The sequence below is a fragment of the Blautia sp. OM06-15AC genome, from assembly GCF_003481425.1.
In the GTDB taxonomy this organism is placed as follows: domain Bacteria; phylum Bacillota; class Clostridia; order Lachnospirales; family Lachnospiraceae; genus Fusicatenibacter; species Fusicatenibacter saccharivorans.
The window spans coordinates 83,346-109,825 of the sequence record NZ_QULD01000001.1 but is presented as its reverse complement, the minus strand read 5'-3'; the positions used below and the strand labels follow the sequence as shown (position 1 = coordinate 109,825).

General features: G+C 51.0%; 23 protein-coding genes and 2 tRNA genes. 7 read left to right on the top strand and 18 right to left on the bottom strand.

Going from position 1 to position 26,480, the window contains the following annotated elements; all coding sequences use genetic code 11:
- Positions 1-9 precede the first annotated feature (9 nt).
- From def to DXB83_RS00550, 3 genes are all read right to left on the bottom strand, one after another.
- A complete protein-coding gene (gene def / locus DXB83_RS00560; RefSeq protein WP_055219778.1) occupies positions 10-501 on the bottom strand; it encodes a peptide deformylase in 492 nt (163 codons plus the stop codon).
- 63 nt (positions 502-564) lie between these two features.
- The gene (priA, locus tag DXB83_RS00555) at positions 565-2,793 is read right to left on the bottom strand and encodes a replication restart helicase PriA (protein ID WP_118697175.1); all 2,229 of its coding nucleotides are present in this window, start codon (positions 2,791-2,793) and stop codon (positions 565-567) included.
- On the bottom strand, positions 2,790-4,265 hold the full coding sequence (locus DXB83_RS00550; protein ID WP_118697174.1) for a UDP-N-acetylmuramoyl-L-alanyl-D-glutamate--2,6-diaminopimelate ligase: 1,476 nt from the start codon (positions 4,263-4,265) through the stop codon (positions 2,790-2,792). The genes priA and DXB83_RS00550 overlap by 4 nt, the downstream gene beginning before the upstream one ends.
- A 197-nt stretch (positions 4,266-4,462) precedes the next feature.
- Between DXB83_RS00550 and arcC the strand changes: the two genes are divergently transcribed.
- A complete protein-coding gene (arcC, locus tag DXB83_RS00545; protein WP_022463144.1) occupies positions 4,463-5,392 on the top strand; it encodes a carbamate kinase in 930 nt (309 codons plus the stop codon).
- Positions 5,393-5,468: 76 nt separating this feature from the next.
- Here arcC and DXB83_RS00540 read toward each other — a convergent pair whose 3' ends face one another.
- The 10 genes from DXB83_RS00540 to DXB83_RS00495 form a co-directional block, all read right to left on the bottom strand.
- Positions 5,469-6,866 (bottom strand): glycine--tRNA ligase, encoded by a 1,398-nt coding sequence (locus tag DXB83_RS00540; RefSeq protein WP_055265793.1) that lies wholly within the window; start codon positions 6,864-6,866, stop codon positions 5,469-5,471.
- A 27-nt stretch (positions 6,867-6,893) separates the two neighbouring features.
- Positions 6,894-7,586, bottom strand: coding sequence for a hypothetical protein (locus DXB83_RS00535; RefSeq protein ID WP_118660188.1), 693 nt, complete (start codon positions 7,584-7,586; stop codon positions 6,894-6,896).
- A 26-nt stretch (positions 7,587-7,612) separates the two neighbouring features.
- Positions 7,613-8,893 carry an adenylosuccinate synthase gene (locus tag DXB83_RS00530; protein WP_118660186.1) on the bottom strand — a complete coding sequence of 427 codons (1,281 nt, stop codon included), beginning with the start codon at positions 8,891-8,893 and terminating at the stop codon, positions 7,613-7,615.
- Positions 8,894-9,033: 140 nt separating this feature from the next.
- Entirely contained in the window at positions 9,034-10,470 is a 1,437-nt protein-coding gene (purB, locus tag DXB83_RS00525; protein ID WP_118660184.1) for an adenylosuccinate lyase, read from the bottom strand.
- Positions 10,471-10,637: 167 nt separating this feature from the next.
- Positions 10,638-11,396, bottom strand: coding sequence for an amino acid ABC transporter ATP-binding protein (locus DXB83_RS00520; protein WP_055226986.1), 759 nt, complete (start codon positions 11,394-11,396; stop codon positions 10,638-10,640).
- A gap of 24 nt (positions 11,397-11,420) precedes the next feature.
- The gene (locus DXB83_RS00515; protein WP_055226988.1) at positions 11,421-12,068 is read right to left on the bottom strand and encodes an amino acid ABC transporter permease; all 648 of its coding nucleotides are present in this window, start codon (positions 12,066-12,068) and stop codon (positions 11,421-11,423) included.
- A gap of 6 nt (positions 12,069-12,074) precedes the next feature.
- A complete protein-coding gene (locus DXB83_RS00510; protein ID WP_117509655.1) occupies positions 12,075-12,929 on the bottom strand; it encodes an amino acid ABC transporter substrate-binding protein in 855 nt (284 codons plus the stop codon).
- A gap of 206 nt (positions 12,930-13,135) precedes the next feature.
- Positions 13,136-14,260: an alanine racemase gene (gene alr, locus DXB83_RS00505; protein ID WP_022463136.1), complete on the bottom strand. Its 1,125-nt coding sequence runs from the start codon at positions 14,258-14,260 to the stop codon at positions 13,136-13,138.
- A gap of 111 nt (positions 14,261-14,371) precedes the next feature.
- On the bottom strand, positions 14,372-14,827 hold the full coding sequence (locus DXB83_RS00500) for an Lrp/AsnC family transcriptional regulator (protein WP_022463135.1): 456 nt from the start codon (positions 14,825-14,827) through the stop codon (positions 14,372-14,374).
- A gap of 172 nt (positions 14,828-14,999) precedes the next feature.
- Positions 15,000-15,266, bottom strand: coding sequence for a 4Fe-4S dicluster domain-containing protein (locus tag DXB83_RS00495; RefSeq protein ID WP_118660180.1), 267 nt, complete (start codon positions 15,264-15,266; stop codon positions 15,000-15,002).
- A 266-nt stretch (positions 15,267-15,532) separates the two neighbouring features.
- On the opposite strand from DXB83_RS00495, the gene DXB83_RS00490 reads away from it, so the two are divergent.
- The 5 genes from DXB83_RS00490 to DXB83_RS00470 all read left to right on the top strand — a co-directional run bounded on the left by DXB83_RS00490 (position 15,533) and on the right by DXB83_RS00470 (position 17,907).
- A tRNA-Gly gene (locus tag DXB83_RS00490) sits at positions 15,533-15,603 on the top strand.
- Between the two features lie 20 nt (positions 15,604-15,623).
- Positions 15,624-15,695: transfer RNA gene (locus DXB83_RS00485), tRNA-Gly, on the top strand.
- A gap of 81 nt (positions 15,696-15,776) precedes the next feature.
- Positions 15,777-16,625 carry an NAD(+) diphosphatase gene (nudC, locus tag DXB83_RS00480; protein WP_117509657.1) on the top strand — a complete coding sequence of 283 codons (849 nt, stop codon included), beginning with the start codon at positions 15,777-15,779 and terminating at the stop codon, positions 16,623-16,625.
- A 127-nt stretch (positions 16,626-16,752) separates the two neighbouring features.
- Positions 16,753-17,070: a thioredoxin gene (gene trxA / locus DXB83_RS00475; RefSeq protein ID WP_117509658.1), complete on the top strand. Its 318-nt coding sequence runs from the start codon at positions 16,753-16,755 to the stop codon at positions 17,068-17,070.
- Positions 17,071-17,223: 153 nt separating this feature from the next.
- The gene (locus DXB83_RS00470) at positions 17,224-17,907 is read left to right on the top strand and encodes a Crp/Fnr family transcriptional regulator (RefSeq protein WP_117509659.1); all 684 of its coding nucleotides are present in this window, start codon (positions 17,224-17,226) and stop codon (positions 17,905-17,907) included.
- Positions 17,908-17,979: 72 nt separating this feature from the next.
- On the opposite strand, the gene DXB83_RS00465 is transcribed toward DXB83_RS00470, so the two are convergent.
- Positions 17,980-19,008: a S66 family peptidase gene (locus DXB83_RS00465; protein WP_117509660.1), complete on the bottom strand. Its 1,029-nt coding sequence runs from the start codon at positions 19,006-19,008 to the stop codon at positions 17,980-17,982.
- A 13-nt stretch (positions 19,009-19,021) separates the two neighbouring features.
- A complete protein-coding gene (locus tag DXB83_RS00460) occupies positions 19,022-19,717 on the bottom strand; it encodes a YigZ family protein (protein WP_022463129.1) in 696 nt (231 codons plus the stop codon).
- Positions 19,718-19,922: 205 nt separating this feature from the next.
- On the opposite strand from DXB83_RS00460, the gene DXB83_RS00455 reads away from it, so the two are divergent.
- A complete protein-coding gene (locus tag DXB83_RS00455) occupies positions 19,923-22,502 on the top strand; it encodes a transglycosylase domain-containing protein (protein WP_118697173.1) in 2,580 nt (859 codons plus the stop codon).
- A 91-nt stretch (positions 22,503-22,593) separates the two neighbouring features.
- On the opposite strand, the gene DXB83_RS00450 is transcribed toward DXB83_RS00455, so the two are convergent.
- The 3 genes from DXB83_RS00450 to uvrC form a co-directional block, all read right to left on the bottom strand.
- Positions 22,594-23,538 carry an ROK family glucokinase gene (locus DXB83_RS00450; RefSeq protein WP_118697172.1) on the bottom strand — a complete coding sequence of 315 codons (945 nt, stop codon included), beginning with the start codon at positions 23,536-23,538 and terminating at the stop codon, positions 22,594-22,596.
- A gap of 4 nt (positions 23,539-23,542) precedes the next feature.
- Entirely contained in the window at positions 23,543-24,478 is a 936-nt protein-coding gene (gene hprK, locus DXB83_RS00445) for an HPr(Ser) kinase/phosphatase (protein ID WP_022463126.1), read from the bottom strand.
- Positions 24,479-24,572: 94 nt separating this feature from the next.
- Entirely contained in the window at positions 24,573-26,432 is a 1,860-nt protein-coding gene (gene uvrC / locus DXB83_RS00440; RefSeq protein ID WP_118594607.1) for an excinuclease ABC subunit UvrC, read from the bottom strand.
- Positions 26,433-26,480 lie beyond the last annotated feature (48 nt).

Below are 26,480 nucleotides of genomic sequence, written 5' to 3'. Positions count from 1 at the left end.
TTTTAAGACTTACTCTTCGTCCTCGTACTCCTCATACTCATCGTACGTGTTGTCCCAGAGTTCGCCTTCTACTTTTTCTGTATACATATGTCCGTCGAGGTGATCACACTCGTGGCAGATGCAGCGGGCAAGAAGTTCTGTTCCCTCCAGTTCAAACGGCTGCATGTCGCGGTCCAGCGCTCTTACCTTTACGTAATTCGGACGGGTTACTGTACCGGATTTTCCCGGAAGGCTTAAGCAGCCTTCTGCTCCTGTCTGGCTTCCGGAAGTCTCCAGGATTTCCGGATTGATCAGAAGATGTGGGGTTCCATCCACATCCATGACTACGATTCTCTTTAAGATGCCGACCTGCGGTGCGGCAAGGCCGACACCGTTTGCCTCATACATGGTGTCAAACATGTCGTCGATCAGCTCGCTGATTCTTGGTGTCATCTTCTCCACCGGTCTGCATTTTTTCGTTAATACGCGGTCGCCTACGACTCTGATTTCTCTGATTGCCATAATTCTTTTCCTTTCTTTTGCTCTTCTATTATAAATAATCTATGTGTAAATAGTATGAAAAAACTAATACTTTCTGCTGAAGTCAAACTGTAAATAAACGGTACGAAAGCCTTTGTTAATCTCGATATACCGCTCCAGTTTTTCCCGCAGCCCTGCCAGCACCTCTTCCTGCGGCGCGCGTACATACACGGCCATGCGGTACAGGTCATTGATTTTCGACACTGCCTCACTTGCCGGGCCGATGATCTGGACTTCGCGGTTTCCCCGGATGCGGATGAGATATCTGCGAATGTATTCCATCGCCTGCGTCAGATGCGCTTCATCCTCCCCGGCTCCGTGGATCGCCAGAAGCTCCGCCGCCGGGGGATATCCCATCAGACGGCGGTAGTCCATTTCTTTCTCGTAAAATGCCCCGTAATCCTGCTCTGCCGCCGTCTGAATGCTGTAATGTTCGGGATGGTACGTCTGAATAACTGCCATTCCCGGCTTTTCGCCTCTTCCGGCGCGGCCGACTGCCTGCGTCAGCAGCTGGAACGTACGCTCCCCGGCACGGTAATCGACTGCATTCAGGGAGAGATCCGCCGCCAGCGCTCCCACCAGCGTGACATTCGGGAAATCGTGGCCTTTTACGATCATCTGGGTTCCAATCAGGATATCGGCCTCCCCCGCCGCAAATGAGGACAGGATTTCTTCATAACTGTTTTTCGTTTTTGTCGTGTCGCCGTCCATCCTAAGAACGCGTGCCTTTGGAAACAGCTTTTTCACGTTCTGCTCGATCTGCTGTGTGCCGGCACGGAAGCCGCCGATGTACGGGGAACCGCACGACGGGCACGCATGTACCTGCGGTGTTTCATAACCGCAGTAATGGCAGACGAGCTTTCCGTTATTGTGTGCTGTCAGTGATACATCGCAGTGCGGGCATTTCATCACATGGCCGCATGCACGGCACGAGACGAAGCCCGCATAGCCTCTGCGGTTCAGAAACAGTACAACCTGTTCCTTTTTTTCAAGCCGTTTTTCGATCTCTTCCCGCAGTTTTCCGGACAGAATCGAACGGTTTCCCATCTGTAATTCTTCCCGCATATCCGCGATCCATACGGACGGAAGTGCTGCATTTCCGTACCGCGCATCCATCCGGAACAGCGCGTACGCTCCCGTCTCGCAGGCGTAAGAAGCATCCACCGACGGCGTTGCCGAACCCATCACCACATGGGCATGCTCCAGCCCGGCGCGGCGCACGGCGGTCTCCCTTGCATGGTAGCGCGGCGTCACTTCACTTTTATAGGAGGTTTCATGCTCCTCATCGATTACGATCAGCCCCAGATCCGGAAACGGTGCAAAGAGTGCGGAACGCGGACCGATCATAATACTGACCTCCCCGCGCCGCGCGCGCTCCATCTGGTCGGCGCGCTCGGACGGTGTCATCCGCGAGTTGACCACCGTGACCCTTGTTTCAAACCGTGCGCAGAACCGCTCCACGTTCTGATACGTCAGCGCAATCTCCGGGATCAGCACGATCACCTGTTTTCCTTCCTTCAGCACTCGCTCCATCAGCTCCATATAGACGAGCGTTTTGCCGCTTCCCGTCACACCGCGGATCAGGCAGGGGCGGTTCTGTCCTTCCCATTCCTTTCGAATGCCGTCCACCACGGCCTGCTGCTGTTCGTTTGGTTTTCCCGCAGTTGTTCTTCCTGCCGCATCAGATACCGGATTTCTCCAGGTGCTCGTACGGCGGATTTCCAACACGCCCTGCTCTTCCATCACGTGCAGCGTATCTGCCGTGATTTTCAGTTTCTTGCTCACAACCGGCCCTGGAAGAACCGGCTGGGCCAGCAACGCGTTTAAGAGACGGATTCTCGCTTTATAATTTTTCTTTCTGTAGTTTTCCAGCAGCTCCTCACATCTCGCAGGATCTGCAAGAAGCGCAATTTCGCGGGTTTCTTTCCCGCGCGCCTTTACTTTGACTGGAAGCACCGTCTTTAACGCCTGGATCATCGTCGATCCGTACGTATGACGCATCCACGCGGCGAGCGCGATGAGCTTCGTCTCTACGGTCGCCGCATCCTTTTGTACCGCGAGGATGGCCTTCATCCGGTCCTGCGGATATTTCGGCTCGTTTCCGACGGAAAGCACATAGCCGGTGATCGTGCGGTTTCCGTTTCCAAACGGAATCTGTACCGCCGTTCCCGGACTGATCTCCCCTGTCAGTTCCGGCGGAACCTTGTACTGAAAGGTCCGGTCCAGTTTTTCATTTGTGATGTCTACGATTACATCAGCGTAAACGCTGCTCATACATTCCCCTTACTTTCTTCCAGTATTTCCCGGATCAGCACGCGCTCATCCATCTCGTACCGTTTCCCCTTCCGGATCTGATACGTTTCGTGGCCTTTTCCCGCGAGCACCACGAGATCGCCCGGCTGCCGGTTTTCGATCACATACCGGATCGCCTCCTTACGGTCTGCAATCTCAACGAAAGCGCCTTCTGTTTTCCCGATTCCCGTCCGGATATCGTCCAGAATCGCCTGTGGTTCCTCATCCCGCGGATTGTCCGAGGTGATGACGGTCAGATCCGCCAGACGCCCCGACACCTCTCCCATCTGGAATCTCCGGTCCCGCGCGCGGTTTCCGCCGCAGCCGAAGAGACAGATCAGGCGCTTCGGATGGTACTTCCGCAGTGTCTTTAACAGGCTTTCGAGGCTCATCGCATTGTGTGCGTAGTCAATGAGAAGCGTCATTTCCGGATACACCGGAACTGCCTCACACCGCCCACGGACGCGGACTGCGGAAAGTGCCTCCTGCATCGCCTTTTCCGGGATTCCCATCTGCGCGCAGACCGCAATGGCGGCAAGCGAGTTGGAAACGGAAAACAGACCCGGCAGATCTACCCGTACCGGAAAATCCGCTGCGCCCTGCACCCGGTATGAGACACCGAGCACGCCGGGCGCCTGATCGAGTGCTGCATCTGCTGCCATAAAATCAGCTTTTTCCCTGCATCCGAATGTCACCAGACGGCAGGTGCTCTGCCTTATGATCTCCGGAAACCTTTTGTCATCCCGGTTTACAATTCCGGTTCTGCAGGTGCGAAGCAGCTTCTTTTTGCAGGACAGATATTCTGCAAACGATGCATGCTCCCCGGCGCCGATGTGGTCGTTTCCAATGTTGGTGAACACACCGTAATCAAACGTAAATCCATCACACCGGTGCTGTTTTTCCGCCTGCGAGGAAACCTCCATCACAACATGGGTGCAGCCCTCCCGCATCATTTCAGAAAACAGCTTCTGCAGCACAACAGGCTCCGGCGTTGTATTTTCTGACGGAATGCTTTTTTCCCCGATCCTCGTCTCGATCGTTCCGATGAGTCCTGCGCGGATCCCTGCTTTTCGCAGGATTTCGTAAATCATATATGCAGTCGTCGTCTTTCCCTTCGTGCCGGTCACTCCGATTGTCACAAGGTGCTGCGCCGGATCGTCCTCCCAGGCACAGGAAAGCTGTGCGAGTGCTTCTCTGCTGTCCTTTACTACGAGTACGGTTACCTTTTCCGGAATCCCTTCCAGTTCCCGCTCCGCAACCAGGACGGCAGCGCCCCTCTCGACTGCTTCTTCTGCATATACGTGCCCGTCCATCCTGTTTCCGCGGATGCAGACAAACACGTTCTGCGGCTGTACTTTTCTGCTGTCGCATGTGATTCCTGTAACTTCCGCATCCAGACTGCCCTGCTGGAGCTGATATGCGATCCGTTTTTGTAACGTGCGCATGTTTTTCATGCCGGGACCTCCCTTTCACGTTTCAAATCCCTACGACTCAGATACTTTTATAGAATACCATAGTCCGAAAAACATTTCAATGTGCGCAATGTCGGTTTCTTCTTGATTTTTGCCCCCATAAACTTTATAATAGTTTTATATTGATGCCTGGTTTTTTCGTATCAAAATCTATGAACTGCAAAGAGAGGTATCTTCCAATGAAAAGAAAAAAAATAGTTGTTGCACTGGGACACAAAGCTCTTGGAACGACGCTGCCGGAACAGAAAGCAGCCGTAAAACGTTCCGCAAAAGTAATCGCAGATCTCGTTGCTGCCGGCGCTGATGTTGTCATCACCCACAGCAATGCGCCGCAGGTCGGCATGATCCACATGGCGATGAATGAATTCGGCAAAATGCACACCGACTACAGCGCAGCCCCGATGTCTGTCTGCTCCGCTATGAGCGAAGGCTACATCGGCTACGACCTGCAGAACGCCATCCGTGCTGAGCTTCTCCGCAGAGGAATCTTCAAAACCACATCCACGATTCTTACACAGGTTGAAGTAGATCCGTACGACGATGCCTTCAACAATCCGGTCAAACTGATCGGCCGTACGCTTACCAAAGAGGAGGCTGACGCAGAGGAAGAAAAAGGAAACTACGTAACAAAAACCGAGGACGGCTACCGCCGAATCGTTGCTGCTCCGAAGCCGCAGGATATCGTAGAGATCGACTCCATCCGTCTTCTTCTCGATGCCGGACAGGTTGTCATCGCAGCAGGCGGCGGCGGAATCCCGGTTCTCCCACAGAATGAAGAGTTAAAGGGTGCATCCGCAGTCATCGAAAAAGACCTCACCAGCGGCCTGATGGCAGAAATGCTGAACGCAGACATGCTGATGATCCTGACCAGCGTGGAAAACGTTTCCATCAACTACGGTACCCCGGACGAAAAACCGCTGGAGCACATCACCGTTGCTGACGCGAAGAAATACATCGCAGAAGGCCAGTTCGGAGAAAACTCCATGCTGCCGAAGATGGAAGCAGCTGTTTCTTTCCTCGAGAAAGGCATCGGCCGTACCGCAGTCATCACTTCCATTGATTCCGCACTCGCCGGATTCCAGGGAAAAACAGGTACGATTATTGAGTAATACAAAGTATACAAAAAAGGATTCCCTCGAGTGGGAATCCTTTTTTTCTACTCTTTTTCCGGACTAAAAAGCCAGATTAGAAAGTAAATTTATCTGCAAAGTAAGCATCGAGATCCTCAATTTTAATTCTCTCCTGCTCCATGGTGTCACGGTCACGGACGGTAACAGCACCATCGGTCTCGGAATCGAAGTCGTAGGTGATGCAGTACGGAGTACCGATCTCATCCTGACGGCGATACCGTTTTCCGATATTTCCACGGTCATCAAACTCGCAGTTGTATTTCTTGGACAGCTCTGCAAAGACTTTCTCAGCGCCCTCATTCAGCTTCTTGGAAAGCGGAAGCACACCGATTTTTACCGGTGCCAGTGCCGGATGGAAATGCATCACGGTACGAACATCATTCTTCTCTGCGTCGAGAACTTCCTCGTCATAAGCGCTGCACAGGAATGCCAGAACGACACGGTCAGCACCAAGAGACGGCTCGATAACATACGGGATGTATTTCTCGTTCTTCTCTGGATCGAAATAGGTCATATCCTGTCCGGATACATTCTGATGCTGGGTCAGGTCGTAATCGGTACGGTCTGCGATTCCCCACAGCTCGCCCCATCCGAACGGGAACAGGAACTCGATATCGGTTGTTCCCTTGCTGTAGAAGCACAGCTCTTCCGGAGAATGGTCTCTTGCACGCATCTCTTCGTCTTTCATGCCGAGGCTCTTCAGCCAGTTGATGCAGAAGCCTCTCCAGTACTGGAACCAGTCAAGGTCGGTGCCAGGCTCGCAGAAGAACTCCAGCTCCATCTGCTCGAACTCACGGGTACGGAAGGTGAAGTTACCCGGTGTAATCTCGTTACGGAAAGATTTGCCGATCTGACCGATTCCGAACGGAATTTTCTTTCTGGAAGTACGCTGTACGTTTTTGAAGTTTACGAAGATACCCTGTGCAGTCTCCGGACGAAGATATACGGTGTTCTTCGCATCCTCTGTAACACCCTGGAAGGTTTTGAACATCAGGTTGAACTGACGGATATCGGTAAAGTTATGTTTTCCGCAGGACGGACACGGAATCTGATGCTCCTCGATGAAGTTCTTCATCTCTTCCTGGGACCATGCGTCTACGCTGCCGCCTTCGATTTCAATGCCTTTTTCCTCACAGAAATCTTCGATCAGTTTGTCTGCACGGAAACGCTCGTGGCACTCTTTACAGTCCATCAGAGGATCGGAAAATCCGCCGAGATGACCGGAAGCTACCCATGTCTGCGGGTTCATCAGGATCGCGCAGTCAACACCTACGTTGTGCGGGCTCTCCATGACGAATTTCTGCCACCATGCTTTTTTCACGTTGTTTTTCAGCTCAACGCCGAGCGGGCCGTAATCCCAGGTATTTGCCAGGCCGCCGTAGATTTCGGAACCCGGATATACAAAACCTCTGGATTTTGCTACTGCCACAATTTTGTCCATTGTCTTTTCCATAGTTAGTTACTCCTCTATTTTATTTGTTTACTTACCATAAACAACAATAACAGGACTGGCAAGAAGAACGTCCTGCTCATATTCCTGCTCTGTTTCTTCTGTCTTAGCCTGCTCTGATGATGACGCAGAAGCACTCTCTGTGGACTTTGTGGTCCACTCGCCGGCCGTATCCACCGTGTTTTTTCCTTTGATCACGGCTGTACCGGAAACGCAGAGCACCGGATCTTCCGTTACGATTTCCAGCGGCTCCTCGCAGACAATCACGCGTACATGCTTAACGCCTTTGACCGCATCTTCGACTGAAACCTCATTGCCTTTAGAATCGACAAAGGAAGCGGAAAAATCATATCCCGCTTCTTCTGCCTCATCCAGCGTGCCTGCGAAAAATTCTGCTCCGTGATAATCCGCGTAGGACTGGTAATCTCCGTATTCCATCCGGATCTCCACCTTGTCCTCTTTGATCTGGCATTTTTCCAGCTTCACGGAATCCGCATCGCCGCGCTCCTCTGTGAATTTTTTGATGTCATCCTCCACAAAGACCTTCAGTTCGTCTTCCGTGTAATCATCGTCTTTGCTGTAATCTTCCACAATAGCTTCTGTCACAACACCATTTTTGCTCACATAGACAGATGTCGTTGTCACATCTTTTAACTTCTCACAGCCCGACAGCAGCACGGAAGCCGCTGTCAGAACTGCGAGAAGCTGTCCTGCTTTTTTCATAAAAATCCTCTAAAAAACCGCCTGAATTATTTATTGCGGTAAATGATATCGTCTCTTCCCGGTCCGTTGGAGATCATGGTGATCGGGAATCCGATTTCTTTCTCTACAAACTCGATGTAGTTTCTGCAGTTCTCCGGCAGATCCTCGTATTTCTTGATGCCGCGGATATCGCATTTCCATCCCGGAAGGGTTTTCAGAACCGGTTTTGCTTTCTCAAGAATGCTGGTGTTCGGGAAATCGTGGATTTCTTTTCCGTCTACTTCGTATGCTACGCAAACCGGAATCTCGTCCAGATATCCGAGAACGTCAAGTACGGTAAATGCTACGTCGGTGGTACCCTGCATTCTGCAGCCGTAACGGGAAGCAACACAGTCGAACCATCCCATACGTCTCGGGCGGCCTGTGGTTGCACCGAACTCTCCGCCGTCTCCGCCGCGTCTTCTGAGCTCATCTGCCTCATCGCCGAAGATCTCGGAAACGAAAGCACCTGCTCCTACTGCGCTGGAGTAAGCTTTGCATACGGTTACGATTTTCTTGATTTCATATGGCGGAACACCTGCTCCTACTGCACCGTATCCTGCCAAGGTGGAGGAAGAAGTTACCATCGGGTAAATTCCGTGATCCGGGTCTTTTAAGGAACCAAGCTGACCCTCAAGCAGGATCTCCTTGCCTTCCTGAATCGCGTTCCACAGGAATGCGGAAGTATCGCATACGTATGGCTCAACCATTTTTTTGTATTCCATCAGCTCTGCATAGATCTCATCCGGATTTAACTGCGGTTTGTGATACAGATGCTTGAGCAGAATGTTCTTGGTCTCGCATACGGATTTCAGTTTCTCTTTCAGGTGCTCATCGTCGAACAGCTCGTTTACCTGAAAACCGATTTTTGCATATTTATCTGAGTAGAACGGAGCGATACCGGATTTGGTGGAACCAAAGGATTTTCCGCCCAGACGCTCTTCCTCATACTGATCGAACAGGATGTGGTACGGCATTACCATCTGTGCACGGTCGGAAATTTTGATCTTCGGTGCCGGCACTCCCTTCGAAACGATCTCATTTAACTCTTTGATCAGAACCGGAATGTTGAGTGCAACACCGTTTCCGATTACGCTTGTTGTGTGGCTGTAAAATACGCCGGATGGAAGGGTATGAAGTGCAAACTTTCCATAGTTGTTTACAATGGTATGGCCTGCATTCGCACCACCCTGGAAACGGACAATAATGTCTGCCTCTTTTGCGAGCATATCGGTAATCTTACCTTTTCCCTCGTCTCCCCAGTTTGCTCCTACTACTGCCTTAATCATGTGACATCCTCCTAATTCAACGTATACTTGCGACCGGTTTTCCCGACCGTACACGCTTAGTATACCATGTTTTTCTCATAAGTAAAACTTATGATTACTTATAAAATCTGTTTTTTTATTATTTCTGTTTATCAAACGCATCAGACGTTGATTTCTGCAGTCATGCCAAGTGCCTCTTTGTTTGCCTCAAGCACCGGATTAACTACGTTCTTCAGGAATGCGTCAACCTGTACGGATGCGCGGCCTGTGTATTTGGACGGATCCATCGTCTTTTCCAGCTCTTCTTTGGTCAGATGGAACATCTCATCCGCTGCGATCAGATCCAGAAGATCATTATCGCGGCCTTCCTCTTTGACATGTTTTCCGGCGATCATGGACAGCTCGCGGATTCTCTCATGCAGCTCCTGACGGTCGCCGCCTGCTTTCACCGCATCCATCATGATATTCTCGGTTGCCATAAACGGAAGCTCTGCCATCATGTGTTTTAAGATAACCTTTGGATAAACCACAAGTCCGTCTACGACGTTCAGGCACAGATCCAGGATACCGTCGATGGCAAGGAAGCCTTCCGGAATGGAAAGTCTCTTGTTTGCAGAGTCATCGAGGGTTCTCTCAAACCACTGTACAGAAGAGGTGATGGCCGGATTTAATGCATCGGTGATCACATAACGGGACAGGGAGGCGATACGCTCGCTTCTCATCGGATTTCTCTTGTATGCCATGGCGGAAGATCCGATCTGTCCTTTCTCGAACGGCTCCTCAACTTCTTTTAAGTGCTGCAGAAGACGGATGTCGTTGGAGAATTTTGTTGCGCTTGCCGCAATGCCTGCCAGAACGTTTAATACTCTCGTATCGACTTTTCTGGAATACGTCTGTCCGGAAACAGGATAGCAGTTCTTGAAGCCCATTTTCTCAGCGATCATCGGATCGATCTTGTCGATGGTCTCCTGATCTCCGTCGAACAGCTCTAAAAAGCTTGCCTGTGTGCCTGTTGTTCCTTTGGAGCCGAGCAGCTTTAAGGTGCTCTGTACGTACTCGAGATCTTCAAGGTCCATTAAGAACTCCTGCATCCACAGGGTTGCACGTTTTCCGACGGTGGTCGGCTGTGCCGGCTGGAAGTGGGTGAAGGCAAGGGTCGGCTGGTCTTTGTAGGTATCCGCAAATTTTGCCAGCTCAGCGATAACGTTCACCAGTTTTTTCTTCACCAGCTTTAAGGCTTCGTTCATGACAATGATATCGGTATTGTCGCCTACGTAGCAGCTGGTTGCCCCCAGATGGATGATTCCTTTTGCTTTCGGACACTGTACGCCGTAGGCATACACATGGGACATTACGTCATGACGGCAGACTTTCTCTCTTTCTTTTGCCACATCGTAGTTGATGTTCTCGGCATTTGCTTTCAGTTCTTCGATCTGCTCATCTGTAATAGAAAGTCCCAGTTCTTTTTCTGTCTCAGCCAGCGCAATCCATAACTTTCTCCAGGTACGGAATTTCATATCCGGGGAGAAGATGTACTGCATCTCCTTGCTTGCATAACGTTCGGAAAGAGGGCTTACATATCTGTCAGTTCCGCTCATAGACACGATTCTCCTTTTCTTGTCAAAATGTGTATTCGGTTTCTCTTTTATCCCCGCTCTTTTTCATCCCCAAAAACAGAACGGGACGTATAAAGAGCGTGTTTGAAATACGTTTCAACCACGCTCTAGTATAACGCATGTTGTTTTTTTAGGCAAGTGCAACGTCGTTACTTCTCACGAAATTTTCCCAAAAAGCCCTGCATTCTGGCATTTTCGGAATCGAAGACTTCGTCCGGCGTTCCTTCCACGGCGATCACGCCCTGGTCCATAAAGATGACGCGGTTGGAAATCTCCCGGGCAAAATTCATCTCGTGGGTAACGATCACCATGGTCATATTCATCTCCGCAAGGGATTTGATGACCTTCAGCACCTCGCCTGTCAGCTCCGGGTCGAGCGCCGAAGTCGGCTCATCAAAAAAGAGCACCTTCGGGTTCAGCATCAACGCACGCGCAATCGCAACCCTCTGACACTGACCGCCGGAAAGCTGACACGGATACGCCTTTTCTTTTCCTGTGAGCCCCATTTTCTGCAGCAGCTCTTCTGCCTGTGCTTCCACCTCCGCACGGTTCCGTTTCTGCACATGAATCGGCGCATCGCAGAGGTTTTTCATCACATCATAATGTGGAAACAGGTGGAAGCTCTGGAATACCATTCCAAAGTTTTCCTGAATTTTCCGCAGCACGGCCGGCTTTGCATAAACGGATTTTCCATTTTGCATGGTGACTGCCTGCTCGCCAAGATACGTCAGGTCACCGCCATCCATCGTCTCCAGCATCGCTGCACACCGCAGCAACGTCGATTTTCCCGATCCCGACGGGCCGATGATCGAGAGCACCTCGCCCTCTTCTACTTTGAGGGAAATATCTTTTAACACTTCGAGATCCCCAAAGCTCTTTCTTACATGGTTCATTTCCAGATAAATCATATCGTTTTCCGCTCTCTTCTTTAGTTAATGATAATAAGAAAATTTCTTTTCCAAAAGTTCCATCACCCACGCCACGACAAAGTTGAAGATGTAGTAGAAAATACCGGCGGCGACGAACGGAACCATCGTGGTCTTGGCCGCCGCGATCTGTTTTGCGATCGTGAACATTTCCACATAGGAAATGGAAAAGGCCAGCGACGTATCCTTGACCAGCGTAATCACCTCATTGGTGATCGCCGGCAGAATCCGTTTCACAACCTGCGGCAGAATAATGCGGACAAACGTCTGTCCCTTCGAATAACCAAGAAGCTTTGCTGCCTCGTACTGTCCACGATCCATCGAAACGATGCCGGAGCGGTAGATTTCTGCAAAATAGGCGCCGTAGTTTAAGGCAAATCCGGTGATAATCGCCGGAAAGCGCCATTTTCCGATGTTCATACCGAACAGATAGAACGGTCCGAAGTAAACCACCATGAGCTGCAGCATCAGAGGCGTGCCGCGCATCAGGGAGATATAGAGCCGGAAAATTCCGCTCACAATCCGGTTTTTCGACATACGCCCGAAGGCGATCAGCAGACCGAGCGGCAGGGAAAATACGAGCGTCAGGACAAATATCGAGATCGTTCCCGCCATTCCGGTACTAAGCTGTGATAGAATTATGGACAACTTCATGCTGCTTTACTCTCCTTTTTTCTCCAGACACACCATGTCTGCGATTCCGTATTTTTCTGCGAGCTTGTCGAATGTTCCGTCGGCCAGAACCTGCTGCAGGCCTTCGTTTACTTTATCGCAGAGCTCGGTATTTCCTTTTTTGAATCCGATCGCATATTTCTCAGAGTTCAGGTGCTCGTCGAGGATTTTGTATCCTTCTCCGCGGCTTTCCAGCTGATATTTGGCAACGCCGATATCCATGGCAACCGCATCGATGGAACCTGCCTGAAGCTCTACAAACGCATTGTTGTAATCCGGGAACTGCTGCAGAGCGGCGAAAGTATCGGCGAGTTCTTTCTGACCGCCTTCTTCCTCACTCTGTAAAAGATCGAGTGCTGCGGATGCTGCCTGCACACCAACCGTCTTTCCTGCCAGATCGGACAGGCTGTTGATGCCGGAATTCTCGGATACGACCATCACCTGGCTGTTGTCCACGTACGGATCGGACCAGGTGTAATCGTCCTCTCTGCCGTTCATGGTAAAGCCGTTCCAGATGCAGTCAATCGCACCAGAATTCAGCTCGGTATCTTTCGCATCCCAGTTGATCGGGGTTTTTACCAGCTTCCAGCCGTAAATCTCGCAGACTGCCTCGGCGAGCTCCAGGTCAAATCCGGTGTAATCGCCGGTCTCATCGTCCATGTAGCCGTACGGCGGGTATTCTGCATCGAAGCCCACGGTAAAGGTTGTCGTTCCGTCTGCGGAAGAGGATGCTGCTCCTGCTGATGAGGCAGATGTTTTTGCTGTGTCTGCAAAGCCGCAGCCAGCCAGCAGGGCAGATACACAAAAGGCTGCTGTCAAAATGCTAACCATTTTCTTTTTCATAATAATCTTCTCCTTTTCTACGTGATCATGTTATCACTGTACTACGCTAAACTAATTGGTATCCTACCATACTCCGGCACCGCCTGTCAACCCGCACCGGTTAAATAATCCAGAAAACCTGTTCCAACACAAAAAAGTCTCCGAAACGGTCAGCAGATTCTGCTTTTTTCCGTCTTCGGAGACTTTGATTTTTCTATTTTGGATAACTATTTATAAACCCTTGTTACACGGCTGCTGATATCGCAGAGCATCTCGTAATCGAAACGTGCCGCCGGGTTGGCGATCTCTTCGATCGTGATGGTCTCATCCCCGTCGGTTCCGACAAGCGTTACAACGTCCTCCACCTGCACATCCGGGATGTCGGTCACGTCCACCATCATCTGATCCATACAGATTCTTCCGATGATCGGTGCTTTTTTCCCGTGGATCAGCACACAGCCCTGGTTCGAGAGAGCTCTCGGATAGCCGTCTGCATAGCCGGCTGAAACAGTTGCGATCCGTGTCATCGGTTTCTCGGTCACATACGTGGCACCGTAGCTGACGCCGATGCCCGGGCCGACTTCCTTCACATGGATGACATGGCTCTTCCATGAAAGCGCCGGGATCAGATCGAGGCGCTCTTTTTTTACCTCCTCGGATGGGTAAATGCCGTAGGTGATGATACCGGAACGCACCATCTCAAAGCGGTGATCGTCAAATTCCATGATTCCGGCGGAGTTGCAGATATGGCGAAGCGGAATCGTCACGCCGCGCTCTGCTAAAAGTGCCGTCATCTTATCATATTTTTCCATCTGCATCGAACAGTACGTCTTGTCTTCCTGATCGGCGCAGGAGAAATGCGTAAACATACCTTCCAGCTCGATGTGCGGAAGATCCGCGATTTTTGCCGCCTCATCCGCATCGTGCTCCGTCACCTGGAAGCCGATCCGCGTCATGCCGGTATCGACCGCAAGGTGTGCTTTTGCTTTCCGGTTCTGGCGTGCTGCCTCTTTTTCGAGGGCAAGTGCCTGTGCGTAGCTGTCGATCGTCTGAGTGATGTCGTATTCCACAAGGTCGCCGTACTGGGACGGGGACACGTAGCCGAGAATCAGGATCGGCGCGGAAATGCCGTTTTCTCTGAGCTCGACAGCCTCCTCGATGGTTGCGGTTGCAAAATAATCAACCTGGTTTTCCAGATAGGATGCTACTGGAACGGCACCGTGGCCGTAGGCGTTCGCTTTTACAACGCCAAGGAGTTTCACGCCCTCCGGTAGTCTTTTTTTCACTTCTCTGATGTTATGCCCGATCGCTTCGAGTGAAATCTCTGCATAACAGCGTAAGTATCTGTTCACTTTTTTCCTTCTTTCTTTCCGTACTTTTTCTGAGACGCCAAAACGTGCCTGAAAACTCTTTCGGATTATTTTCAGACACGCTCTCGTATCAGATTCCGGCTGTGCCGGTTTTTATTTGTCCGGTCTGCGGATGGCGGAATAGATATTTTTTACATTTTTCAGCACTACATGCGTTCTTGTCGCATCGACGCCCGGAAGGCTCATCACCTGGCGGTGGATTTCTTCGAGTTCGTCGGATGAGTGACAGGAAATGCGGATAATCAAATCAAAATCTCCAGTCTGATAATAGCAGGATACGATGTACTCCAGTTTCTGGATCGCATCTGCAAAACTGTCAAAGAACTTCGGATGCTCCAGGCTGACTTCCATCAGCGCGGTCATCTCATTTCCCGTTTTCTTTTCGTCTACAATAATGGTGTATTCTTTAATCACTCCGGTTTCTTCCATTTTACGGATTCTCTCGATGACTGCAGAAACCGATAAATGAATCTCTTTGCTGATATTGGAAGCCGTCTCGCGGGCATTTTTCTGCAATATCTTCAGAATCTTATAATCAATGGCATCCATGTATTTTTCCTCCCATAAGAATTGACAGGGCTCTTCTTTCCAGATTTTAGCATAAAATTTCCCTGTCACTACCTTTCTATTATATCAAATTTTTCAGATAAGTCCAGTTTTTCCCAAAACATTTTATAGAAAGATTAGAATTCCTCTTTAAATTGCACAGATGCCGGTTTTTCTATTCTTCGAAGGTTTCTGCAATATCCTGCATCAGAATGCCGATCCCGAGGTGCTGCGGACACTGTTTTTCACAGCGGTAACAGTTGATGCAGTCGTCGGCGCGTTTTTCCTGGCTTTCGTATTCTGCGCGGACGGCCTCGATGCCTTCGCTCTCCGTCCGGTTGTAGAGTTCGAACAGCAATGGGATGTTGATTTTTACCATACACGGCATGCAGCCCTGGCAGCCGGTACAGGCGACCAGATGTTCTGCTCCATTCTCCTGCATAGGGAAGTTCCCCCTTTTTCTTTGTTTTCCGTTTTTTTATTATAGTACACTTTCCTTCCCGGAACAAGACTGATATTTACGTGCTATTCACCGGACGTTCACTTGCGCCATTTGCCCTGAATTTTCACCTTTTTCAGTATTTTAAAATTTTTTTTAATTTTTTTTAAAAAAGGGGTTGACTTTTCTCCGGCTTTCCTGTAGAATACGTTTTGTCAGTGAGGCACGGCAGTCAACAAGACAGAGAAAAAAATCAGTGCCAATCATCTGCGGGTGTAGTTCAATGGTAGAACACCAGCCTTCCAAGCTGGATACGTGGGTTCGATTCCCATCACCCGCTTCATCCAAAAGGATGTATATGCGCGAGTGGCTCAGGGGTGGAGTACAACCTTGCCAAGGTTGGGGTCGCGGGTTCGAATCCCGTCTCGCGCTCTTTTTATTACCGAAATTTCTTCACAGGAATTTCGGTTTTTTGTTTTTCCAAAAACTTTTTTACCAAAGAAAGGAATTCTTATGATTCAGGACATTGCTCCGCATAAATATTATGTAGATTACCAGCCTTCTGTTCCGAACGATACGGATCTTGTTTTAATTTACGGTCATCATACAATTCTGTGCAATTTCGAAGATCCCGAGATCTGCTACCCTTCCATTGCGGAAATTGCAGCTGTTTTTCCGGAGATTAAAGAAAAGGCAAAATTTCTGTTCCGCATTGATGAGACGGACTATTATGAACTGCGCAGTCCGCAGCTTCCGGAATTTGGCATCTGGAAATACGAAAATACACTAATTCTTCGCAGCGCCGTTCCGGGATGGCTCGGGTTTGCCGGTATCACCGGTTACCAGATCCACACCTGGTACACCGACCACACCTACTGCGGCCGCTGCGGAACGAAGATGCATGCGCCTGGAAATGAACGCGCGATGCAGTGCCCTTCCTGCGGCGCGCTCTCCTATCCGGTCATCTGCCCGAGCGTCATCGTTGCCATCACCGACGGTGACCGCCTGCTGCTCACGAAGTACGCACCTTCCCACAGCAGCCACCGCCAGTACGCCCTCGTGGCCGGCTATACCGAGGTCGGTGAGACGCTGGAACAGACGGTGCACCGTGAAGTCATGGAAGAAGTCGGATTAAAGGTCAAAAATCTGAGATACTATAAGAGTCAGCCGTGGTCCTTCAGCGGCTCGCTGCTCGCCGGATTTTACTGCGATGTGGACGGCGATCCGTCCATTACCCTCGACCGCGAGGAACTCTCCGTTGCCGAATGGTTTGACCGCGATTCTCTTCCGGAGACGCCGAACCTCATCAGTCTGACCGGTGAAATGATCGAATGCTTCCGCCAGGGAAAAGAACCGAAATAAAAAATAAGAAATCATTTTGTGACTTAGTCACAGAACTTCCCGTTCTGCTGTGGTATTCTACAGTCACAACAGAAAAACACTTACCGGGAAATAAAAAATCCCGTTTTAAAAAAGGAGGACTTCTATTATGTCATTAATTCATGTTACATCCGAAAACTTTGAAAAAGCTCTGCAGGCAGCACCTGGCGTTGCCGTTGTTGATTTCTTTGCTACCTGGTGCGGACCGTGCAAAATGCTCGCCCCGGTCATCGAAGAGGCAGCTGAGGATATGCCGGAGATCCAGTTCTACAAAGTAGACGTTGACGAAGCACCGGAGCTGGCAAGATCCTTTAAAGTCATGAGCGTTCCGACCCTCGCTTTCTTCAAAAACGGCGAGCTCGTAAAGAAAAACGTCGGCGCCGTTTCCTATGAGGAGCTGGAAGAACTGATTAACTCTGTAAAATAAACAGCGTAATATTGGAAATGCAAGAAAAAACGTATCGGCACAAAAACCGATACGTTTTTTCTTGCATTTCTTTCCGTTCTTTTCTATCATGGAAGAAACGGCTGCTGCCGTAGTTTACAAAAGAACGTTTTTCTTCCGAAAGGAGTTTTATTTATGTCATCTTTTCTGGAATCCTGTTTTCAGGAGCATTATCCATTTTATTCAAAGCTTACCGCCGATGAACAGCAGACACTCGTGCTCTCTTCCGTCCTGACGACGTATCAGCGCGGCGATTTTCTCTACAGCTGCGACGATGACTGTCTCGGCGTTCTGCTTGTCCTCTCCGGCAAGCTCCGCATCTTTATCCAGTCCGGCGAGCAGCGGGAAATTACCCTGTTTACCACCGGTCCCGGCGAAGTCTGCACGCTGTCTGCCTCCTGTGCGATGCAGGAAATCAGCTTTGATATTCTGATTGAGGCCGAGGAGGAGACAAAAGTTCTCATCACTCCGGCCAGCACGTTCCGCAGACTGTTGAATCAGAATATTTACGTTGAAAACTACATTTACCGGGAAACAACGGAGCATTTTTCCGAAGTCATGTGGGCGATGGGCCAGCTTCTCTTTACGCGGCTTGACCAGCGCCTTGCCGGATATCTCGAGGATGAACGCATCCGCACCGGTTCCCCGGTGCTCTCCACCACGCACGAGCAGATCGCGCGGAACCTCGGCAGTGCCAGAGAGGTCGTTTCCCGCACCTTAAAGTCGTTCGAGAAAGACGGCATCGTCGCACTCTCCCGCGGCACGGTCACGATTCTCGATGTCAAAAAGCTCCGCGGCATCTGCCGGATGCGCCGATAGTTCTTCTACGCGCGCAAACATTTTCCCACAGGCTCTGCCCTGCCGCTCGAGAAAATATTTTTCAAAAGCGTTCTAACGGCACTCCATCTTAATTTCAATCTCATTTCCTTCCACGGCCACCTTCGCATAACTTCCGACGATCAGCGGCATCGCCGGATGAAGGTGTCCGATGTCGAGATCCATCACGATCGGCACGTTGTATTTTCCAAGCAGATCCGTCACGGCGCGGTACTGGTCGAGTTCCCCGAATTTCTGTCCGAACTGCAGCGGGCGGCCAATCAGAAAGCCTTTCACATATTGGAACCAGCCGGCGTGCTCCATCTGCCAGATTGCGCGGCGGATCGCAAAGACGTTCAGATCGCACGCTTCCAGAAACCAGACAAAACCGTCCTCTTTATATTTTTCCACAAAATCAACCGTTCCGTCGTACTTCGTTCCAAGAATATTGACGAGACAGTCGAGACAGCCGCCGATGAGTCGTCCCTCAAATGCACTGTCCGCATCCGGGAAGCGGCGCAGAACGCGCGGTTCTGTAATCTGGTACGGCAGATACGGATTTTCCTCGCTTCTGCCCTTCGCATCGTCTCTTTCCCATCCCTCATAGCCGCGGACGGTACGCACTTCTCCCGTCAGTACGCCAAACGCATCCGCTACGGATTTATGCCACGGCTCCATGCCGAAATCACTCGCACACGGACCGTAAACAGCCGCCGTATCGCAGATGGTCGGCAGAAGATACGTAAAATGCGTATTGTCAGAATAGCCGAGATACCATTTCGCCGGTGCCTTTCTGATCTTTTCAAAATCCACGTAATCGAGATCCTCGCACATCAGCTCTCCGCCGCCGCAGGAAATCAGACAGTCATTCTTCTCACTGACATAATATTCCGTCAGCTCTTTTCCGCACTCCTCCGGTGCCGCGCTGATTCCGATGCCGTGCTCTGCATAGCAGTTTGGCCCAAGATCCAGCTGATATCCCATCTCTTTCCATTTTTTCTGTGCATTTGCAAATGCAGACTTGTATGGCTCTGTTGTGCATCCAAACGATGGTGCCACAAAGCCGATCGTTCCGCCCTTTTTCAGATTTTCCGGAAACCTCATATCGCATCCTCCTTTATCCTAATTCTTCTGCCTCCAGATTCTTATACTGCGTCAGCGCATCCCCGAAGATCAGCTCTCCGTCGTTCTGCGCAAAGTACAGCTCCTCTTCTTTTTCCAGTTTTGCCTTTCCGTTCGTCCCCTCGGTAATCTCCGCGCAGAGACGGTCCACCTCCGTTTTCGGAACGAGAACGCGGATTTTCACCTGATCGGTGTACTCGGATTCCAGAATCGGAATCCCCCGCTGGCCGAGCAGATACTGGATTTTACCGATGCCGTTGTAATCCGTCTCAATCAACAGCCGCACGCCGCAGATCTCGTCAATCAGAACACTGTTTGCCAGCCCCTCCTGCACCGCCTGCGAGTACGCGCGCACCAGGCCGCCCGTTCCCAGCAGCGTACCGCCGAAATACCGCGTCACCACAACAAGCACATTGCGGAGGCCTGCTCCCTGTACCACATCGAGCATCGGCCGCCCTGCCGTGCCGGAAGGCTCCCCGTCGTCGCTGCAGCGCACCGTCTCCTGATTTTCTCCAATAATATACACAAAACAGTTATGCCGCGCATCCCAGTATTTTTTCCGCAGAGCTTCCAGGCAGGAAAGTGCCTCCTCCTCAGATTCCACCAGACGCACCGTCGCAATAAAACGTGATTTCTTCTCCACGATTTCCCCGGTTCCACCCCGGTAAACCGTCCGAAACTGATCGATCATATGTCCTTACTCCTTCACCCAAATATGTACCTATCTTACCATATCATTTCTGAAAAATCAGCATTCTTTTCAGAAATACTTTTATTCCAGCCCTTTGTTTGGTATAATAAAAATAAGTATACCCTGCTTTTTGCAGGGCAGGAACACCATTGATTACTGAACTAAATCAGTTTTGCAGGAACATGACATAAGGAGGATTTTCTATATGCACTTTGGAAAAAGTCATCTGGAAGACAAACGTGAAGATCTGCGGTCCCATTACGGAAAGATTGAAAAGACGGCCGGCGTGACGGCGCTGCGCATCGCGTTCTGTCTTCTTCTTGTCGTTCTCGTCTGCGGTGCCGGGCTTGTGATCGGCGCTGTCCGCGGCGTGATTGACAGTGCCCCTGATATCTCGGAGGCAAATATCATGCCGCTCGGCAACGCGTCGTTTATCTACGATGCTGACGGCAACCAGGTACAGAAGCTGACCGGGGCTCAGGGAAACCGTGTCTCGATTTCGATTGAGGAGATTCCGCTCGATATGCAGCACGCGATCGTCGCGGTTGAGGATGCCCGTTTTTATGAGCACAACGGCATCGATCCGAGCGGTATCATCCGTGCTTTCGTTGTCGGCGTCAGCCACGGCTTTCATTTTACCGAGGGCGCCAGCACGATCACACAGCAGCTCTTAAAAAACAATGTTTTCACTGACTGGATGGAAGAGACGCGGATGCAGAGCTTCAAGCGGAAGATCCAGGAACAGTACCTGGCGCTGAAGCTGGAAAAAACACTGACCGCAGAGGGTGAAAACGCCAAAGACGTTATTCTGGAAAATTATCTGAATACGATCAACTTAGGTTCCGGCTGCTACGGTGTCCAGACGGCAGCGCAGACGTATTTCGGAAAGGATGCAAAAGATCTGACGCTCTCTGAATGCGCCGTTCTTGCCGCAATTCCAAAGGCGCCGACGGCATATAATCCGAAAAACCACCCGGAGAAAAACCAGCAGCGCCGCGACAAGATCCTGAACAACATGAAGGAGCAGGGCTACATCACCGAAGAAGAATACACCATTGCCATGAACGACAACGTTTACGACCGCATCGCCATGCACACGCAGTCCCAGGCGGAGAGCGCGCCGTACTCCTACTTTATCGATGAAGTCATCACCAACCTGATCAACGATCTGATGGTACAGAAAGGCTACACCGAAGTGCAGGCAAAGAACGTTGTCTACAGCGGCGGCCTCAAAATCTATACCACACAGGATTCCTACATGCAGTCGATTCTCGATACGGAATTCCAGAATCCGGAGAACTTCCCGGCGAACACGCAGATCGGTCTCGACTGGGCGCTCACCGTAGGGCAGGCAGACGGCGAGGTACAGAACTACAGCAAAGAGATGCTGCAGCTCTACTTCCGCAACAGCGATCCGAATTTCGATCTGCTCTTTGACTCCCAGGAGGAGGCACAGAGCTATATCGACCAGTACAAAGCCGCTATCATGCAGGAGGGCGATACGATTGTTGCCGAGCGCAGCAGCTTCACCCCGCAGCCGCAGGCGTGCATGACCGTTATGGACCAGCGCACCGGTTACGTGAAAGCCATCGTCGGCGGACGCGGCGAAAAAACAGCAAGTCTTACCTTCAACCGCGCAACCGATAATTATTCCCAGCCGGGTTCCACGTTTAAGATTCTTTCCGCGTACGGACCGGCACTCGACCTTGGAAAGATTACACTCGCTACGGTAATTAAGGATGAGCCGTTCAACTACAGCGACGGCACACCGCTGCAGAACTCGGATCTTACCTACCATGGTGATGTTACCGTCCGCCAGGCGATCATCAATTCCATCAATATCCCGGCCGTCAAAGTACTGACCGAGCTTACGCCGAAGGTCGGCTTTGATTATCTGAAGAAGCTTGGTTTTTCCAAACTCTCCGAGGAATACGATGTGATCCAGCCGCTGGCTCTCGGCGGTATCACCTACGGTGTCAGTGATCTCGAACTGACGGCAGCCTACGCGGCAATCGCAGACGGCGGCCAGTACCGCAAGCCGGTGTTCTACACAAAGGTTACCGACAGCAAGGGAAATGTTTTAATTGACAACACAGAAAACAAGGCAACGCAGGTCTTCAAGGCAAGCACTGCCTCCCTCCTCACCAATGCCATGGAGGATGTTCTGGAAAAAGGTACCGGTGTTGCCGCCCGCCTCGACAATATGCACGCAGCCGGAAAAACCGGTACGACGAACGAGGCCAAGGATCTTGTTTTTGCAGGCTTTACGCCGTATTATACCGCTGCCATCTGGGCAACGTATGATACACACGCGGAGTTTCCGGAGAGCGACCGTGAATTCCACAAACGTCTCTGGGCAAAGGTCATGAATGAAATCCACGAAGGCCTTGCCGATATGGATTTCGAGACTTCCGCAACAGTACAGGAGGCAACGATCTGTACGAAGACTGGCCTGCTCGCCCGCTCAAGCTGCCCGTCCATCACCGAATACTTTGCGGTATCCGATCTGCCGACCGAGCGTTGCAAGGGCCACTACACCGCGCCGGCCTCAACACCGACGCCGACCAGAACCCCTTCTGCAGCATCAACTCCGCAGGCAACCCCGACACCGACGGAGGCACCGCAGGAAACTCCGGCTCCGACCGAAACACCTGCCGATCCGCCTTCTAATACACCGGAGACTCCTGACACACCGGATACCCCTGATGCACCGTCAGAACCGGATACCCCGGCGGAGATATCGGAAGTACAGCCGCAGTCCGAAGAGAGCGGCTCTTCCGAATAACTTTTTCAGTCAGTCTATACACAAAAAACCGGCCCTCTGGCATATGCCAGCAGGACCGGTTTTTCTATACTTCTTTTTCCATCTGAATCAATTAGTCAATCAGCATTTTTGCTGCGCCGTAGATACCAGCATCGTTTCCAAGGGAAGCGAGTACGATCGGGGTATCTTTGCATGCGATGAATGCTGCTTCACGGTAGTATTTAGCTACGCCGTCGATCAGGATCTGGCCTGCTTTGGATACACCGCCGCCGACTACGATAACTTCCGGGTCAACAACGCATGCAAATACTGCAAGTGCTCTTCCGAGGTACTCGGAGAACTCCTGAACGATTGCTTCTGCTGCTGCATCGCCTTCTTTTAATGCATCAAAGACAGCTTTTGCACTGATGGACTCTCCTCTTTCTCTTAAAGAAGACGGAGTATCATGGGATGCCAGATATTTCTTTGCCAGACGAACGATACCGGTTGCAGATGTCATCTGCTCGAGGCATCCGTGGTTTCCGCAGTTGCAGACCGCTTCTTCTTCCGGCTCAACACATGCATGACCAACCTCGCCGCCTGCGCCGTGAGCACCTGCTACGATCTTGCCGTCCACGATGATTCCGCCGCCGACACCGGTTCCAAGGGTAACCATAACCAGGTTCTTGCTTCCCTTTCCGCCGCCTACCCACATCTCACCGAGAGCTGCTGCGTTTGCGTCGTTTGCTGCTTTTACTGCCATTCCGCCGAGTTCGTCGGAAAGCTCTTTTACGATATTTTTATATCCCCAGTTCAGGTTGACTGCGATGGAAAGCTCACCTTTGTCATTAACCGGGCCAGGTACGTCAATGCCGACACCGGCAACATCATCTGCCGCGATACCCTTCTCAGCCATTTTTGCTTTTACGCTTTTTGCGATATCCGGCAGAATTTCGCTTCCGCCGTTTTCGGTGCGGGTCGGGATTTCCCATTTTTCCAACAGAGTTCCGTCTGTCTGGAACAGTCCGCATTTTACTGAAGTACCCCCAACATCAATTCCAAATACATAGTTTGCCATTTTCTTACTTCTCCTCTCTTTTTTTCACTAAGTTAGCCTGTACACGGCGGTACAGCTCCTGTGCGGCATTGTAGCCCATCTTCTTCTGTCTGTGGTTGACAGCAGCGGTTTCTACGATGATCGCCAGGTTACGGCCCGGACGGATCGGAAGGGAATGGCAGACAACCTTGTTTCCAAGGAACTCAATATACTCTTCTTCCAGGCCCAGACGGTCGTATTCTTTCTCTTTGTCCCACTCTTCAAGCTTGATAACAAGGTCGATAGACTGGGTATCCTTTACGCTCTCGACACCAAACAGCGTCTTGACGTCGATGATACCGATACCGCGCAGCTCGATAAAGTGACGCGTGATATCCGGTGCCGTTCCGACCAGCGTAATGTCGCTGACACGGCTGATTTCAACCACATCATCGCTGACGAGACGATGGCCTCGTTTGATCAGCTCCAGTGCAGCCTCGCTTTTTCCGATTCCGCTCTCGCCCATGATCAGAACGCCCTCGCCGAATACATCGACCAGCACGCCGTGGATGGAGATCATCGGGGCAAGCTGGACATTCAGCCAGCGGATGATTTCAGCCATGAAAACGGAAGTCGATTTGTCTACCGCAAAGGCCGGTACCTGATAACGATTGCACAGCTCCAGAATTTCCGGTCCCGGAATCATCTTCGTGGTGAAAATGACACATGGGATCTTGCGGCTTACAAACTCTTCAAACGCGCGGACGCGCTCGCTCTCTTCAAGATGCTGCAGATACGTGAACTCTACATAACCGATGATCTGCACACGCTCATTGGCAAAATGCTCATAGTAACCGGTCAGCTGCAGTGCAGGACGGTTGATATCCGGTGTGGCAATGACAAGATCTGTCATATCAACCTCTGGTGTCAGGTTGCGGAGATCCATTTCCTCCACCATTTTGGTCATTTCAATTTCTTTCATTTTCCTGTCCTCCGACTTCATTCGACGTCTTTTTAAATCCGTCTCTTCTATGATTTTAGCACAATAAAGCATCACGGGCAACCTAGAAATTTAACTATTTTGACGAATCCTCATTTTCCTCCTGTGCAGGTGCGTGAAAGAATGTGTAAACCTGCTCCGCTGCCTTTTTATTCATGCCCGGAAGTCCGGAAAGTTCTTCCACGGTTGCCGCCTTGATATCATCAATTCCCTGAAAGTGGCGCATCAGTTCTTTCCTTCTTGTCGGCCCGATGCCCGGGATGTCGTCGAGAATCGAGTGGACCTGGCCTTTGCTCCGCAGCAGGCGGTGGTATTCGATTGCAAAGCGGTGCGCCTCGTCCTGCACGCGTGTGATCAGTTTGAAGCCCTCGCTGTTCCGGTCGATCGGGATTTCCACGTTTCGGAAATACAGACCCCTCGTGCGGTGCTTGTCGTCCTTTACCATACCGCAGACCGGAATCGCAAGATCCATTTCTTCAAGCACCTCAAGCGCAATGTTAACCTGGCCGCGTCCGCCGTCCATCATGATCAGGTCCGGCAGCCGCTCGAAACCGCTGTCCTCCTGGATGCCGCGCAGAAAACGGCGGCTTAAGACCTCTTTCATACTGGCGTAATCGTTCGGTCCCTCGACGGATTTGATCTTGAATTTTCGGTAATCGGCGCGCTTTGGCTTTCCTTTCTCGTAGACGATCATTGAGCCGACCGACTGGAAACCGCTGATATTGGAGATATCGTACGCCTCGATGCGGTCGATCGACGGCAGGTTCAGCCATCTGGCGATCTCTTTTACGGCACCGACCGTCCGACCCTCTTCCCGCTTGATCCGCTCGCGGTCCTGGTCGAGAACGATCTGTGCGTTCCGCTCTGCCAGTTCCACCATTTTTTCCTTGCTGCCCTTTTTCGGCACGCGGATGCGGACCTTCTGGCCCCGTTTGCTGCTTAAATACTCTTCCATCAGCTCCTGCTCGGCAATCTCCTCGGAAATCATGATTTCCCGCGGGATGAACGGCGTGCCGGAATAGAACTGTTTCATAAACGTGAGCAGCACCTCGCTTTTCTGCTCCTCCTCGCCGATCCGCAGATAATAATGCTCCCGCCCGATCAGCTTTCCGTTCCGGATAAAGAAGACCTGCGCCACCGCATCCTCTTTGTCCATCGCAAGCGCAATGACATCTTTGTCCTCGCCGTTACTGTTCGTAATCTTCTGCCGCTCGCCGATCCTGCGCACGCTGTCGATCAGATCACGGTACTCCGCCGCCTGCTCGAACCGCATCTCCTCAGCCGCCTCCGTCATTTTTCCAGTCAGCTCTTTGATCATGTCATTGTAATTTCCATTCAGAAAACTGATCGCCTTTTTGATCTGCTCGCCGTACTCTTCTTTGGAAATGTATCCCTGGCACGGTGCCTTACACTGGTGGATGTGATAGTAAAGACACGGGCGGTCCTTGCCGATCTCCTTTGGCAGGCTCTTATTGCAGGAACGGATATCGTACAGCTTCCGCAACAGTTCGATCGTATCTTTCACAGCTCCGGCGCTCGTGTACGGGCCGAAATATTTCGCCTTGTCCTTCTTCATCTGATGGGAAAACAGAATGCGTGGAAAATCCTCGTTCACGGTCACCTTAATGTACGGGTACGCCTTGTCATCTTTCAGCATCGTATTGTATTTCGGACGGTGCTCTTTGATAAGGTTGCACTCCAGCACGAGCGCCTCCAGTTCGGAATCAGTCACAATATACTCAAAGCGGGCGATATGCGTGACCATCCGCTCAATCTTCGGCCCTTTGTTGCGGCTCGTCTGGAAATACTGGCGGACACGGTTTTTCAGCGAAATCGCCTTTCCTACGTAGATAATTGTATCGTCCGCGTCGTGCATCAGATAGACGCCGGGTTTCCCCGGCAGTTTTTTCAGTTCTTCCTGGATATCAAACGCCATATGACCCTCCTCTTTTTGGGACTGTAATGTTGAAAATGCCCAGCGTGC